A 13,467-nucleotide genomic window follows, 5' to 3' on the forward strand; every position below is an offset into this window, starting at 1 on the left:
CGTCCGCGACACGTCGCGGACGGGGGCCGAAACGGGGCCCTGGCGTCATCCGCGAGGGCTGCAACAATGCCCTGTGTGAGCACTATCGATCTCCCGCCGCCCAGCGTCGGGCCGGTCTCCCGGCTGGCGCCGAAGCCGATCAAGTTCGTGCTCAACTGGGGCCGCCGGTACTCGCTGTGGGTGTTCAACTTCGGCCTGGCCTGCTGCGCGATCGAGTTCATCGCCACGTCCATGAGCCGGCACGACTTCATCCGGCTCGGCGTGATCCCGTTCGCGCCGGGCCCGCGGCAGGCCGACCTGATGGTCGTGTCGGGGACCGTCAGCGACAAGATGGCGCCCGCCGTCCGCCGCCTCTACGAGCAGATGCCCGAGCCCAAGTACGTGATCTCGTTCGGCGCCTGCTCCAACTGCGGCGGCCCGTACTGGGACTCCTACTGCGTGACCAAGGGCGTCGACCAGATCATTCCGGTGGACGTGTACGTACCGGGCTGCCCGCCGCGTCCCGAGGCGCTGCTGCACGGCATCGTCCACCTCCAGGACAAGATCGCGGGCGAGTCGCTCGGCGAGCGCTACGACGGCGGCGAGCCGATGTCGCCGCCGCCGGCGCCGCGTCCGCTGTCGGCCACGGTGCTCCGCCGCCCGATCCAGCCCGCACCCGAACCGGCACCCGCGCCCGAGCCAGAGCCCGCGCACGAACCCGCGGTCGAGCCGGAGGCGGAGACACGGCCGCTGCCGCCCGTCGCCGAGCCCGTGCGCGAGGAGCGGCCGTCGCCGCCGGACGAGGCCGGACCCCCGCTGGACCACGACCCGTCGATCATCCCGGGCCTGACCGACCACGGGCACGACGACGAGATCGGACGCGAGCGGTGAGCGCGAACCCGGACCCCGCTGCGCTGACCGCCGCCTGGACGGAGCGGTTCGGCACGGAGATCACCACCGAGGAGACGTTCGGCGGCCTCGCGGTCGGGGTGCCGTCCGAGCACTGGCTGGCGGCGCTGACGTTCGCGCGCGACGAGCTGTCCTGCGGGTTCTTCGACTGGCTGACCGGCGTGGACGAGCTCGCCGACGGCTTCGCGGTCGTCGTCCACGTGTACTCGCTGGAGCGCCGCCACCACCTGCTGCTCCGCACCCGCGTCCCGCGCGCGGAGCCGGTGCTGCCGACCGCGACCGGCGTGTACCGGGGCGCCTCCTGGCACGAGCGGGAGACGTTCGAGATGTTCGGCGTCGTGTTCGAGGGGCACCCGCACCTCGTCCCGCTGCTGCTGCCCGACGGCTTCGAGGGCAACCCGCTGCGCAAGGAGTTCGTGCTCGCCGCGCGCGTCGCCAAGCCGTGGCCGGGCGCGAAGGAGCCCGGCGAGTCGGGGCACGGCGCGCCGAGCCGGCGCCGCGTCCGCCCGCCGGGCGTGCCCGAGGAGGGGACGTGGGGCCCGACCCGGCGGCCCCCGGCCCCGGAGACCCCCGATGCTTGAGATCGTCGGCAAGCTGATCCTGGTCGCGGCGGCGTTCGCGCTGCTGCCGCTGCTGGTGGGCCAGGCCGAGCACAAGGTCATGGCCCACATGCAGGGACGTCTCGGCCCCATGTACGCGGGCGGCTTCCACGGCTGGGCGCAGCTCGTCGCCGACGGCGTGAAGTTCGCCCAGAAGGAGGACGTCGTCCCCCGCGACGCGGACCGGTGGGTGTTCAAGCTCGCGCCGGGCGTCGCGCTCGTCCCCTACCTGCTGGTGCTGCTCGTCGTGCCGGTCGGCCCCGGCGGGCAGGTCGTGCTCGACCTCGGCCTCGGCCTGTTCTTCGCGCTGGCCGTGATGGGCGTCGGGGTGATCGGCGCGATCATGGCGGGCTGGGCGAGCGCGAACAAGTACGCGCTGCTCGGCGGGATGCGGGTCGCGGCGCAGCTGATGTCCTACGAGCTGCCGATGGTGTTCGCGGCGTCGTCGGCGGCGATGGCGGCGGGCACGATCTCGCTGACCGGCATCGCCGACGAATGGCGCTGGTACTGGCTGCCCTGGCAGGCGGTCGGCGCGGTCGTGTTCTTCGTCGCGGGCCTCGCGGAGCTGCGCCGCCCGCCGTTCGACATGCCGGTCGCCGACTCGGAGATCATCTTCGGCCCGTACACCGAGTACGGCGGGCTGCGGTTCGCGCTGTTCCTGCTGGCCGAGTACGCCGGGATCGTGGTGCTGTGCGCGCTGACGACCGTCCTGTTCCTGGGCGGGTGGAAAGGCCCGTTCCTCAACACCGAACTGGGCTGGCTCTGGACGCTGGCCAAGGTCGGCGTGCTGGCGTTCGTCGTCATCTGGCTCCGGGTCAGCTACCCGCGCATGCGCGAGGACCAGCTCCAGAAGCTCGCGTGGGCCTACCTGGTGCCGCTGTCGCTGGCGCAGCTCGCGCTGACCGGCGTCCTGAAGGTCGCGTTCGGCTGATCGGTCACGGCAGGAAGATCGAGTACTCGGAGAGCTGCGTGAGGATGTCGGGCGGCAGATCGGCGTCCACCGCCATCTCCTCGGCGGACACGAACGGGCCCTGCGTCTCCCTGACCCGGACGACGCGCTCGGCGAGTTCGGCGTCCATGCCGGGCAGCGCGGCGATGATGTCGCTCGGGACGTGGTTGACGTCCACGAGACCGCCGTCGTCGTAGGTGCGCGGCGCGTCGGGACGGCCGATCCGCAGTTCGTGGGCGAGCGCCGGGTCCTCGGCGGCGAGCGTGCGGGCCTCCTCGCGCAGCGTCCTGCGGTACTTGGCGACCTCGATGGCGTGCTGGTTGATTCGGTTGCGCGGGATCTCGGGCGGGAAGACCGACGAGCGGACCGCGAACGCGTGCGCGGTGCCCGCGACCCACAGCGTCATCGTCAGCATCGTGCCGAACGCGGCCGGGATCACCCCGTCGGACGAGGTGAGCGCCAGGCACCCGGCCAGCGCGATGCCGTAGCCGGCGGCGGTCACGCCGAGGTTCTTCGAGCCGCGCCGGATCGCCGCGTACAGGAACGAGAACGGCGTTCCGAGACCGAACGTCAGGAACGGGACGAACGCCCAGAGGATGCCCTTCGGGCCCTCGGAGCCCGCCGGGCCGGGCGGCATCGGCGGAACGGGCTGCATCGGCTGCATCGGCGGCCCGGCGAACGGGGGCCGCCACCCGGGCCCGCCGTACGGACGGCCCGGGGGATACGGAGTGGCGCGAGGGTCGTGGGGAACCTGTCCATAAGAAGGGCGTCCATGGGGCGGACGGGCATACGGCGGCCGTCCGGGGGACGGGTGGCCATAGCGCGGGCCCCCCTGGTCGTGGCCGGATTCTGGACCATTGGGGCCGTCCGCGTGATGGCTCACATGCCCTCCCCACCCGTAGGCCGTCCGGAGCGCGGGACGCCAGGTCCCACGTGTGGTTTGACGAACGCGGCCACCGGCGCGTTCCCTGGCGGCGCTTCGTACGCAATCATGGGGCGCGTGGGACGGCTACCAGGAGGCGGGCTGGCCAAGGGGCTCGCCGTGACGCTACGGACGATGACGCGGCGATCCATCACGCGTCAGTATCCGGAGGTCCAGCCTGACCTGGCCCCGCGCAGCCGGGGCGTGATCGCGCTGTTCGAGGAGAACTGCACGGTCTGCATGCTCTGCGCGCGCGAATGCCCCGACTGGTGCATCTACATCGACTCGCACAAGGAGACCCTCCCCGCCGAGGGCGGCGGGCGCGCGCGCATGCGCAACGTCCTCGACCGGTTCGCCATCGACTTCGCGCTGTGCATGTACTGCGGCATCTGCATCGAGGCGTGCCCGTTCGACGCGCTGTTCTGGTCGCCGGAGTTCGAGTACGCCGAATACGACATCGCCGAGCTGACCCACGAGAAGGAGCGGCTGCGCGAGTGGATGTGGACGGTCCCGCCGCCGCAGGCGCACGACCCGTCCGCCGAGCCGCCGAAGGAGGTGGGCGCCGCCGAGAAGGCGGCCGCCCGGGCGGCCCGCAAGCCCCGGGAGGCACAACCGCCGGAGGCGGGGGAGTGAGCGGGCAGGAGGTCGTCTTCGCGCTGCTCGGCGTGGTGGCGGTCGGGTCCGGGATCATGGTGGTGACGACGCGGCAGCTGGTCCACGCGGCGCTGTGGCTGGTCGTGTCGTTCGGCGCGCTGGCCGGCGGCTACCTCGTGCTCACGGCGGAGTTCGTCGCGTGGGTGCAGGTGCTCATCTACGTCGGCGCGGTCGTCGTGCTGCTGCTGTTCGGGATCATGCTGACGCGCGCGCCGATCGGGGAGTCCGCCGACCTGGACTCCGGCAACCGCTGGGTCGCGGCGGGCGTCGCCGCCGCCACGGCCGCCGTGCTCGTCACGGTCATGGCCATGGGCTTCCGGGACGAGGAGATGCCGCTGAAGGCGGGCGGCGGCTCGGCCGACGAGCTCGGCGCCAGCGTGTTCCGGACGTGGGTGCTGCCGTTCGAGGTGCTGTCGGTCCTGCTGCTGGCCTCGCTGGTCGGCGCGATCGTCCTGTCCCGCACGGATATCGGAAGCGGCGCGGAGACGGACGAGGAGGGCGGCGCCTGATGCACCTCGCCTATCCGACGGTCGTGGCGGCGCTGCTGTTCTCCGTGGGCGTGTACGGGGTGCTCGCGCGCCGCAACGCGATCCTCGTCCTGATGTCGGTCGAGCTGATGCTGAACGCGGTGAACCTCAACCTGGTGGCCTTCGACATCCGCTTCGCCGACCGGCTGCACGGCGGGCAGGTCATGACGCTGTTCACGATCGTGATCGCGGCGGCGGAGATCGGGCTCGGGCTGGCGATCGTCCTGCTCGTGTACCGGAACCGGCGGATGATCGACGTCGACCGGCTGGACGCGCTCGCCGAGGAGCCCGACGGCGCGGACGAGCGGCCGCACGAGCGGCCGCACGAGGAGGCGGCCCGGTGATCTGGCTGGCGTCGCTGACCGTCCTGCTGCCGTTCCTCGCCGCGTTCGCCGGGATGCTGCTCGGCCCGAGCCTGACCCGCCTCCTGCGCCGCGTCCGGCCCAACGGGCCCGCGCTGATCGCGTGCGTGCCGATCGCGGTGTCGCTCGTCTTCGCCGCGATCGTCGCGTTCACCGTCTGGCGCGACCCCGGCGAGCGGGTCGGCGAGCTGGCGACGATCGACACCGGCGGCGTGCCGATCCGCGTCGCGCTCCAGGTGGACGGCCTCTCGGCGGTCGTCGCGCTGATGGTGTGCTGCGTGGCGCTCGCGGTGCAGGTCTACTCCGTCGCGTACATGCGGGACGACCGGCGCTACTCGTCCTACGCCGCGTTCATCTCCATGTTCACCGCCGCGATGCTGCTGGTGGTCTACTCGGGCGACCTGATCGTCCTGTACGCGGGCTGGGAGGTCATGGGCATCTGCTCGTACTTCCTGATCGGGCACCACTGGGAAGACCGCGACAACTCGCGCGCGGCGGTCAAGGCGTTCCTGGTGACGCGCCTGGGCGACGTCGGTTTCCTCATCGGAATCCTGGTCCTCGGCGTGGGCGCGAACACCTTCTCCATAAGGGGCGTGCTGGCCGAAGCGGGCAACATGCCGCATTCGACGGTGACGGCGGCGGCCCTGCTGCTGCTCGCCGGTGTCGCGGGCAAGAGCGCGCAGTTCCCCCTCCACACCTGGCTCCCGGACGCGATGGCGGGCCCCACCCCGATCAGCGCGCTCATCCACGCGGCGACGATGGTCGCGGCGGGCGTCTACGTCGTCGCCCGGCTGTACGGCGTGTTCGTCGAGGCCCCCGCCGCGCTGACCGTTCTCGGCGTCGTCGCGGTGGTCTCCATGGTCGGGTCCGCGCTCGCCGCCCTCGCCCAGGACGACCTGAAACGCGTCCTCGCCTACTCCACGATCAGCCAGCTCGGCGTGATGGCGGCGGGCCTCGCGGTCGGCGCCGACACCGCCGCGATCTTCCACCTGCTCACGCACGGCGCGTTCAAGGCGCTGCTGTTCCTGTCGGCGGGCTGCGTGATCGTCGTCGCCGGGTCGAACATGCTCGCGCACTACGGCGGGCTGCGGCGCGGCATGCCGGTCACGTTCTGGTCGATGACGGTCGGGCTGGCCGCGCTCGTCGGCGTCCCGCCGTTCAGCGGCTGGTTCAGCAAGGACTCGGTCATCGAGGCCGCCCAGCACTCCGCCCTGCACGGCGGCGAGTCCGCCGCCGGGCCCGCCCCGGCCGGTTGGTCCCCCGCCCCCTCCGCCCTCCCGGAAGCCAACCCGTTCCCTCAGCTCGTCCGGCCGCCGGCATGCGCGAACGACGTCACGGCCGCCTGCCTGTCGCGGCCGGACGAGGCGCGGGCCGTGCTGACCTCCCCCGGGCTCGTCGAACTGAGGACCATCGGCGTGGACCTGCCCGCCGGGGTGGCGTGGCTGATCTACCTCGGGCTGCTGCTCACGGTCGCGCTGACGGCGGCGTACGCGACGCGCGCCTGGCTGATGACGTTCTTCGGCGAGCCGCGCGGCACCTACGAGATCCGCGAGGCGCCCCGGGCCATGTCGTGGACGGTCGCGGTGCTGGCCGTCCCCGCCGCGATCCTCGGGTTCTTCGGGCTCGGCGCTGAGGAGCTGCGCCCGCATGTCGGGTCCGCGCTGCTCGGGCTGCTGCTGGCGGTGCTCGGCGCGGGCGCGGCGTTCCTGATCTGGAACCGCGATCCGGCGGCCGATCCGTCGCGCGCGCTGGGCCGGGCCCGTCCCGTCTTCGCGCGGGCCTTCTATGTGGACGAGGTGTATGCGGCGCTCGTCGTCCGCCCGTTCCTGGCGCTGGCGCGCGGGGTCGTCGCGTTCGACTCGCGGCGGATCGACGGCGCGGTCGTCGGCGCCGGACGCGGCGCGCGGCGGCTCGGCGGCATCCTGCGCGTCCCGCAGAACGGCAACCCGCAGACCTACCTGACCGGCCTGCTCGCGGGCGTCGTCGTCATCGTCGCCGGGGTGGTGATCTTCCGATGATCTTCCTGCTGCTGATGGCGATCCCGCTGCTCGGGGCGCTCGCGATGCTCGTCCCGGCCGACCGGTTCCTGCGCACGGACTTCGCCGTCCGCGTGTTCGGGACGGCCGTGTCCGGCGCGGCGCTGCTCGTCGCGGTGTCCGCGCTGACCGCGTTCGACTTCGACGCGCCGTCCTCCGAGGGCATGCAGCTGGAGATCGACCGGTCGTGGGCGCCCGCGATCGGGCTGCGCTTCCACCTCGGCGTGGACGGGATCTCGCTGCCGCTCGTCGCGCTGACCGCGCTGCTGACGTTCCTCTGTTTCCTGTACACGCTGCGGCACCCGCCCGCCGGGGGCCGGATCCGGCTGCTGACCGCGCTGCTGCTCGTCCTGGAGATCGGGCTGGTCGGCACGTTCGTCGCGCTCGACCTCGTGCTGTTCTTCGTGTTCTTCGAGGTCGTGCTGATCCCCATGTACGTGGTGATCATGCTCTGGGGCGGGGCGGACCGGCGCGCCGCCGCCTACAAGTTCATCCTCTACACGCTGCTCGGCTCCGGCCTGCTGCTCGCCGGGATGCTGCTCGTCGCGGTCAACGCGGACACGCTCGACATGACCGAACTCGCCGCCCGGCACGGCGACGGCGTCTCGCACGGCATCCAGGTCGCCGCGTTCGCGCTGATGGGGCTCGGGTTCGCGGTCAAGGCGCCGATGTGGCCGCTGCACACCTGGCTGCCGGACGCGCACACCGAGGCGCCGACGGTCGGGTCGGTGCTGCTCGCGGGCGTGCTGCTCAAGATGGGCACCTACGGGCTCGTCCGCGTCGCGCTGCCGCTCGCCCCGCACGGCGCGCAGGTGTGGGCGCCCTGGCTCGGCCTCCTCGCCGTGATCGGCATCGTGTACGGGGCGCTCGCCTGCCTCGCCCAGCGCGACCTCAAGCGGATGATCGCCTACTCGTCCGTCGGGCACATGGGGTTCGTGCTGCTCGGCATCGCCACCCTCACCCCGGTCGGCATCAACGCCGCGCTGTTCGGCAACATCGCGCACGGCCTGATCACCAGCCTCCTGTTCTTCCTCGCGGGCGCGATCAAGGAACGCTGGGGTACCGCCGACCTCGACGAACTCGGAGGCGGCCTGCTCGGCACGTCCCCGCGCCTCGCCTCGATCCTCACGTTCGCGTCCGTCGCCTCGCTCGGCCTGCCCGGCCTCGCCGGGTTCTGGGGCGAGATGCTCGCGCTGCTCGGCGCGTACCGCCCGCACGCCGACCTGCCCCGCGAGACGTTCGTGACGTTCATGGCGGTCGCCGCGCTCGGCGCCGTGCTCACCGCCGCGTACTTCCTGCGAATGCTCGCGAAACTCACGCACGGCCCTTCGTCGGGGGTGAGCGCCGCGCCCGGGCACGCCGTCTCGACGCAGGAGTACGCCGCCTGGGTCCCGCTGATCGCGCTCACGCTGCTGGTTGGGCTCTGGCCGAAGACCCTCCTGGACGTGACGACCGGGCCCGTCCACGCGCTGTTCGGAGGCGGCTGATGATCCAGGGCATCGACTACGCGGCGATCGCGCCGCCACTGATCCTCGCCGTCGCCGCGATCGGACTGCTGCTCGCCGACGCCTTCGACGCGCCGCGCCGCGTCCTCGGCCTGGCCAGCGGCGGCGCGCTCGCCGTCGCGCTGGCCGCCGTCGTCGCGCTCGCCGCCGGAGACCGCCGCGCCACCTTCTGCCTTCCCACCGAACTGCGCTCCGGCGGCCCCCGCTCCTGTTCCTATGTCGCCGATGACTTCACGCTGTTGTTCCAGGGGATCGTCCTCGCGGCCGCCGTGGTCGTCGTCCTGCTGTCCCTCCAGGAGATCACCGACTCGAAGATCCCGGTGGGGGAGTACCACTTCCTGCTGCTGTCGGCCGTGATCGGCGCGCTCGCCCTGGTCGCCGCCCGCGACCTGATCCTGCTGGTCGTCGCGCTGGAGACGCTGTCGCTACCGGTGTTCGCGCTCGTCGGCCTGCGCCGCTACGACGGGAACGCCTCCGAGGCCGCGCTCAAGCTGTTCCTTGTTTCCGTCGTCTCCGCCGCGATCATGCTGTTCGGCATCAGCCTGGTCTACGGCGCGACGGGCGCCATGCACCTGGACCGCATCGCCCCCGCCCTGGAGAAGCTCCCCTCCGACCTGGACCCGGTCGCGTCCGTTGGCGTCGTCCTCGTCCTCGCCGGGTTCGGGTTCAAGGTCGCCGCCGTCCCGTTCCACTTCTGGGCCCCGGACGTCTACCAGGGCGCCCCGCTGCCGGTCGCCGCGTTCCTGTCGGTCGTGTCGAAGGCCGCCGGATTCGCCGGGCTCGCGATCGTCCTCGCCCTCGGCTTCCCCGCCTACGCGCACGTGTGGGGACCGCTCGTCGCCGTCCTCGCCGCGATCACGATGACGCTCGGCAACCTCCTCGCGCTCCGCCAGAAGACCGCGATCCGCCTGCTCGCCTGGTCGTCGGTCGCCCAGTCCGGCTACATGCTCGCGCCGCTGTCGGTCGGCACGCACCGCCTCCCCGAAGCCGTCGCCGCTACCACCGCCTACGTCGCGCTCTACGCCGTCATGAACCTCGGCGCGTTCGCCGTCGTGATCGGCTTCCACCGCCGTCCCGGCGCCCGCGGCTACGCCACCCTCGACGACTTCCGCGGCCTGGCCCGCCGCAGCCCCGCCGTCGCCGCCGCCCTCGCCTTCTTCCTGATCTGCCTCGCAGGACTCCCGCCCGGCGTGATGGGCCTGTTCGCCAAGGTCGTCGTGTTCCGCGCGACCGTGGCCGGGGACGTCACCTGGCTCGCCGTCGTCATGGCCGTCAACACCGTGATCGGCCTGTACTACTACCTGGTCTGGGCGGCCCGCCTGTTCTCGCCGGGTCCTGCCATCGCGGGCGACGTCGCGCCGGGCCTCCCCGTCCGCGCCGCCATAGCCGCGACCGCCGCCGGTGCCGTCGTGCTGTCGATCGCGCCGCAGATCGTCCTGCAAACGGTCACGCAGGCCACCTGACCAGGGCCGCCGCACCTCCCGGCCACGGGAACGTTTGAGCAGGTCAAACCGTTGATGTTCATGGCGGTTATCGACGGGGAGGCTCAGGAGAAGTGCGGTTCAACGGCGTCCGGACGGCAGCGCTGATCGCCGCGCTGTCGGCATTGATGCTCGTCGCCGGATGGGTGTTCGGCGGCGGCGCCGGGCTGACGATCGCGCTCGTGATCGCGCTCGGCACCAACGGCGTCGCGTTCCTGTTCAGCGACCGGATCGCGCTGCGCTCCATGCGCGCCCACCCGGTCGGCGAAGTAGAGGCGCCCACGCTGTACCGGCTCGTCCGCGAACTGTCGACCTCGGCCCGCCAGCCCATGCCGCGCCTGTACGTGTCAGAGACGCGCCAGCCCAACGCGTTCGCCACCGGACGCAACCCGCGCAACGCCGCCGTCTGCTGCACGCGCGGCATCCTCCAGATGCTGGACGAGCGGGAGCTGCGCGCCGTCCTCGGCCACGAGCTCTCCCACGTCTACAACCGCGACATCCTCATCTCCTCCGTCGCCGCCGCGATCGCCACCGTGATCACCTACCTGTCGCACCTGGCGATCTTCCTGCCGATCGGCCGCTCCGACGACGATGACGGCCCCGGCATGCTCGGCGCGCTCATGATGCTCGTCCTCGGCCCGGTCGCCGCCGCCGTCGTCCAGATGGCCATCAGCCGCACCCGCGAGTTCGCCGCCGACGCCGCCGGAGCCCGCCTCACCGGCGACCCCCTCGCCCTCGCGTCCGCCCTCCGCAAGATCGACGCCGGCACCCGCGCGATGCCGCTGCCCCAGGACCCCGAGCTGGCGACCACCAGCGCCCTGATGATCGCCAACCCGTTCTCCGGCGCCGGGATCGGCAAGCTGTTCTCCACCCACCCCCCGACGGCCGACCGCATAGCCCGCCTGGAACGCATGGCAGGCCCCCGCCGCTAGGCCGCGCTTACGGAGCTAGGGCGCCGTAAGGATCACTGGCCCGTCCCCGGTAATGGCCACGGTGTGCTCGAAATGCGCGGCGCGGCTCCCGTCGGCGGTGGCGACGGCCCACCCGTCCGGCATCTGCCACGTCCCGTCCCGCCCGCTCTCGGTCACCAGCGGCTCGATCGCGATCGTCAACCCCTCCCGGAGCGGCATCCCCCGCCCGGCCCGCCCCGTGTTGGGCACCGGCGGATCCTCGTGCATCTCCGTCCCGATCCCGTGTCCCCCGGACCCGTCGGCGATCCCGTAACCGGCGTCCCGCGCCGTCCGCTCCACCGCAGAAGCGACATCGCCCATCCGATTCCCAGGAACGGCCGCCGCAATGGCGTTCTCCAACGCCCGCCGCGTGGTCTCGACCAACCTCGTGGACGCCGCGTCCTGCGTCCCCACCACGAACGACACGGCCGTGTCCCCGCAATAGCCGCCCAGCCGCGCCCCGGCATCGATCGTGACGACATCCCCGTCCTTCAGCACCCGCGAGCCCGGGATGCCATGCACCACCACCTCGTTGACCGAGACGCAGATGTTCCCCGGATACGGAAACGGAGCCCAATCAGGCTTGTAGTGCAGGAACGGAGACGTCGCCTGGTGTTCCTTGAGGATCCGCCCAGCCAACGCGTCCAACTCGGCCGTGACGACACCGACCTCCGCCGCGTCCCGTACCTCGGCGAGGATCCGGGCCACGACCCGCCCCGCCTCCCGCATGCGCTCCCACTCCCGTGGGCTTCGATAGGTCACCATGCAGAATATTTTAATACCAGTATTACAATGCTCGCATGGTCCGCACCCCACTCACCGAGGAGCAACGCGACCGGGGCCGCGCCCTGGGCCAGATCCTCCGCGCCGCCCGAGGCCCCCGCAGCGCCGCCGACGTCGCCCGCTCCGCCGGAATCTCCCTCGACACCCTCCGCAAGATCGAACGCGGCGCCATCGCCGCCCCCGCCTTCTTCACCGTCGCGTCCCTCGCGACCGTCCTCGACCTGGACCTCACCGTCCTCGCCCGCACCCTCGCCCCCTTCGACGACCCCGCCTCCGAATTGGCGGGCTGACACCCGAACCATTTCGCGAACCCCCGCGTCATACCAGTTACGAGCGCGCCGGCCACTTCTGCGGGGGAAGAAGTCGGCGCGCTCGCTTTATCACCCCCACCGCCGTCGCCCTTCACAAGGTCGCGAACCCCCGACCATGCGCAGGCGGCCCGTGCCCCCGATGCGCCACTTCCACCGGAGTGTCCCCAGCTCATTGGGACATCCCCTGTGAAGGCGAGGACCCCGCGCCTACCGTGGAGTCGTCGGAGCTTCACGGAAGGGGCAGGGCCTGATGTCGGACGAAACCCCGGACACCGTTGGCAGACGCGTAGCGCGGGCGCGCAAACGGCGTGGCCTGACCCAGATCGGCTTAGCGCAGCGCGCGGCCTACTCACGATCGCACGTCGCGGGTGTCGAGTCGGGCCGCAAGGTCGCCACCCCCGCCTTCGTCGCCGCAGCCGCCGCCGCGCTCGGTGTGGATCCCGCCGAGATCTACGGACAGCCCTACCGCCTCAACGGCCACGACGACCATGTGCACGACGCGATCCCAGAGTTGCGCCGCTGCATGGTGCACACCGAGATCGGCCCCGAGTTGACCGGGCCGCCTCGCGCGCTGGACGTCCTCGCCGCCGAGGTCGCCACGATTCGGCGGTTGATGAACCAGGCCAAGTTCGTCAAAGCGGCCGCGCGCCTGCCCTCGGTCATTGACGAGCTGTCGTACTGGGCACATGAGAGCGACGAGCCCCGGGTGTGGTCGCTGCTGTCGCGGGCGCTGCGCAGCGGGGTCTCCCTGACCTACAACCTGGGGTACGGCGGTGACTCCCTGGCGTTGCTGGAGCGCGCGGCGGCGACGGCGGCTCGTGCCCAAGACCCGCACGCACAGGTACTCGTTACCTGGTCACGCGCGCCGGTGCTCATGAAGATGAACCAGTACCTGCCCGCACTGAAGCTGCTTGAGGACGCCGCCGCGAACGTCGACCCGACCCGGCCCGACGCGAGCGAACTCGCCGGGGCGGTGGCGCTGCGGGCGGCGATCGTATCTGCCCGCGGCAATCTCGGCGGCCAGGCATGGGAGCAGTACGCGGTGGCCGAAGAACGCATCAGGTCAGGCCGGGTGGGGGCGCTGGTGCACGAAGTGGAGTTCACGCCGGGCAACGTCGCGATTCACGGCGCGGCCGTCGCGATGGAACTGGGGGACCTGGACGAGGCCGCCCGCCGCGACCAACGGATCGGGGATGGTCTGCTGGCATCTCTGCCGCCCTCGCGGCGCACCCACCACCACATCGACATGGCGCGGGCGCTGGCCGAGAACGGCGCCTACGACCAGGCGTTGAAGCGGTTGATGGTGGCGGAGCACAGCGGACCCCAGATGGTCCATTACCACCCGACAGCGCACGTCACGGTGGCGCACCTTGTGGACGTGCGGCGGACACTGCCGGAGCCCCTACGCCGCCTCCACACCCGCCTGATCAACTAGATGCAGAGGCGGGTTGGCAACCCCAGAATGTTCCAACGCGGAACAATGTCACTCTCCGTGGCTTG

At 71.8% G+C, this 13,467-nt stretch carries 14 protein-coding genes; 12 read left to right on the forward strand and 2 right to left on the reverse strand.

Annotated features, from left to right (window positions below):
• Positions 1-75: 75 nt before the first annotated feature.
• From K2F47_RS41905 to K2F47_RS11740, 3 genes are read left to right on the forward strand one after another with little or no spacing between them, the layout of a single operon-like run.
• A complete protein-coding gene (locus K2F47_RS41905) occupies positions 76-870 on the forward strand; it encodes an NADH-quinone oxidoreductase subunit B (RefSeq protein ID WP_308198404.1) in 795 nt (264 codons plus the stop codon).
• Entirely contained in the window at positions 867-1,469 is a 603-nt protein-coding gene (locus tag K2F47_RS11735; RefSeq protein ID WP_242902900.1) for an NADH-quinone oxidoreductase subunit C, read from the forward strand. The genes K2F47_RS41905 and K2F47_RS11735 overlap by 4 nt, the downstream gene beginning before the upstream one ends.
• Positions 1,462-2,418, forward strand: coding sequence for a complex I subunit 1/NuoH family protein (locus K2F47_RS11740; protein WP_242902901.1), 957 nt, complete (start codon positions 1,462-1,464; stop codon positions 2,416-2,418). Before K2F47_RS11735 ends, K2F47_RS11740 begins: the two co-directional genes overlap by 8 nt.
• A 4-nt stretch (positions 2,419-2,422) precedes the next feature.
• Here K2F47_RS11740 and K2F47_RS11745 read toward each other — a convergent pair whose 3' ends face one another.
• The gene (locus K2F47_RS11745) at positions 2,423-3,091 is read right to left on the reverse strand and encodes a ComEA family DNA-binding protein (protein ID WP_242902902.1); all 669 of its coding nucleotides are present in this window, start codon (positions 3,089-3,091) and stop codon (positions 2,423-2,425) included.
• 402 nt (positions 3,092-3,493) lie between these two features.
• Here K2F47_RS11745 and K2F47_RS11750 point away from each other — a divergent pair, with 402 nt between their 5' ends.
• The 7 genes from K2F47_RS11750 (at position 3,494) to htpX (ending at position 10,855) form a co-directional block, all read left to right on the forward strand.
• On the forward strand, positions 3,494-3,991 hold the full coding sequence (locus tag K2F47_RS11750) for a 4Fe-4S binding protein (RefSeq protein ID WP_242902903.1): 498 nt from the start codon (positions 3,494-3,496) through the stop codon (positions 3,989-3,991).
• A complete protein-coding gene (locus K2F47_RS11755) occupies positions 3,988-4,521 on the forward strand; it encodes an NADH-quinone oxidoreductase subunit J family protein (RefSeq protein ID WP_242902904.1) in 534 nt (177 codons plus the stop codon). Before K2F47_RS11750 ends, K2F47_RS11755 begins: the two co-directional genes overlap by 4 nt.
• The gene (nuoK, locus tag K2F47_RS11760) at positions 4,521-4,883 is read left to right on the forward strand and encodes an NADH-quinone oxidoreductase subunit NuoK (RefSeq protein WP_242902905.1); all 363 of its coding nucleotides are present in this window, start codon (positions 4,521-4,523) and stop codon (positions 4,881-4,883) included. Before K2F47_RS11755 ends, nuoK begins: the two co-directional genes overlap by 1 nt.
• Positions 4,880-6,919: an NADH-quinone oxidoreductase subunit 5 family protein gene (locus K2F47_RS11765; protein WP_242902906.1), complete on the forward strand. Its 2,040-nt coding sequence runs from the start codon at positions 4,880-4,882 to the stop codon at positions 6,917-6,919. The genes nuoK and K2F47_RS11765 overlap by 4 nt, the downstream gene beginning before the upstream one ends.
• Positions 6,916-8,424: a complex I subunit 4 family protein gene (locus tag K2F47_RS11770; RefSeq protein ID WP_242902907.1), complete on the forward strand. Its 1,509-nt coding sequence runs from the start codon at positions 6,916-6,918 to the stop codon at positions 8,422-8,424. The genes K2F47_RS11765 and K2F47_RS11770 overlap by 4 nt, the downstream gene beginning before the upstream one ends.
• Positions 8,424-9,905 (forward strand): NADH-quinone oxidoreductase subunit N, encoded by a 1,482-nt coding sequence (locus K2F47_RS11775; protein WP_242902908.1) that lies wholly within the window; start codon positions 8,424-8,426, stop codon positions 9,903-9,905. The genes K2F47_RS11770 and K2F47_RS11775 overlap by 1 nt, the downstream gene beginning before the upstream one ends.
• A gap of 92 nt (positions 9,906-9,997) precedes the next feature.
• Positions 9,998-10,855 carry a zinc metalloprotease HtpX gene (gene htpX, locus K2F47_RS11780; RefSeq protein ID WP_242902909.1) on the forward strand — a complete coding sequence of 286 codons (858 nt, stop codon included), beginning with the start codon at positions 9,998-10,000 and terminating at the stop codon, positions 10,853-10,855.
• A 15-nt stretch (positions 10,856-10,870) separates the two neighbouring features.
• On the opposite strand, the gene map is transcribed toward htpX, so the two are convergent.
• Entirely contained in the window at positions 10,871-11,638 is a 768-nt protein-coding gene (map, locus tag K2F47_RS11785; protein WP_242902910.1) for a type I methionyl aminopeptidase, read from the reverse strand.
• Between the two features lie 35 nt (positions 11,639-11,673).
• Here map and K2F47_RS11790 point away from each other — a divergent pair, with 35 nt between their 5' ends.
• Positions 11,674-11,946: a helix-turn-helix domain-containing protein gene (locus K2F47_RS11790; RefSeq protein ID WP_242902911.1), complete on the forward strand. Its 273-nt coding sequence runs from the start codon at positions 11,674-11,676 to the stop codon at positions 11,944-11,946.
• 271 nt (positions 11,947-12,217) lie between these two features.
• Positions 12,218-13,402, forward strand: a complete 1,185-nt coding sequence (locus tag K2F47_RS11795) for a helix-turn-helix domain-containing protein (RefSeq protein WP_242902912.1) — start codon at positions 12,218-12,220, stop codon at positions 13,400-13,402.
• Positions 13,403-13,467: the final 65 nt, after the last annotated feature.

This window comes from Actinomadura terrae, from assembly GCF_022751215.1.
GTDB lineage: Bacteria > Actinomycetota > Actinomycetes > Streptosporangiales > Streptosporangiaceae > Spirillospora > Spirillospora terrae.